At 32.2% G+C, this 823-nt stretch carries 3 tRNA genes; all 3 read right to left on the bottom strand.

The annotated features are described in order from the left end of the window. Positions 1 to 75: 75 nt before the first annotated feature. Positions 76 to 166 (bottom strand) — tRNA-Ser (locus KPL50_RS26625). Positions 167 to 384: 218 nt separating this feature from the next. After that, positions 385 to 475 (bottom strand) — tRNA-Ser (locus KPL50_RS26620). A gap of 25 nt (positions 476 to 500) precedes the next feature. Continuing rightward, positions 501 to 591: transfer RNA gene (locus tag KPL50_RS26615), tRNA-Ser, on the bottom strand. Positions 592 to 823 lie beyond the last annotated feature (232 nt).

Here is an 823-nt window from a genome sequence, read left to right as displayed (position 1 = left end):
GTCTATACCCTTAGCAGGGGCACCTCTTTAGCCACTTGAGTACTTCTCCAGGCTTAATTTCATATCGTTATAAAATGGTGGAGGAAGTGGGATTCGAACCCACGGTACGCTTTCACGTACGTCGGTTTTCAAGACCGGTGCCTTAAACCAACTCGACCATCCCTCCATGTCCTATGCGACAAGATTTATTATATCAGCATGTTTATATCATGTCAATATATTTTTTAAATCTTATAACTATAATTATATTTCATTCTAAATTTATGAAACAATTGTCTTACTATTTAATGATGAATTATAATAGTATTTCACAATATAGCATATCCAATATAGATATAATTTGTTATATAAAAAAAGAAACATCTAACAAATGTTAGATGTTTCTGGTGGAGAAGGAGGGATTTGAACCCTCGCACCAGTTTCCCAGTCTATACCCTTAGCAGGGGCACCTCTTTAGCCACTTGAGTACTTCTCCAGGCTAATATTACGTTGTTAAAAAATGGTGGAGGAAGTGGGATTCGAACCCACGGTACGCTTTCACGTACGTCGGTTTTCAAGACCGGTGCCTTAAACCAACTCGACCATCCCTCCATATTGTAGCAACAAAATATATTATATCAGTATAAATATACATTGTCAACATATTTATTGTTTTTTTGTATATTTCATGTAATAAATATATGTTTTATAATAAATAAAACGCCTTAATATCAAATATTAAAACGTATATTTATTATGTTATATATACAATAATCTTTTTATTTTGATATTATTGTATTTTTTCCCATATATTTTAATAAAACTGATGGTATAGTTATTGATC

Source organism: Clostridium sp. CF012 (assembly GCF_018861755.1).
Lineage (GTDB): Bacteria > Bacillota > Clostridia > Clostridiales > Clostridiaceae > Clostridium_AD.
The sequence above is the reverse complement of the archived record's forward strand: the minus strand, read 5'-3'. Positions and strand labels throughout refer to the sequence as shown.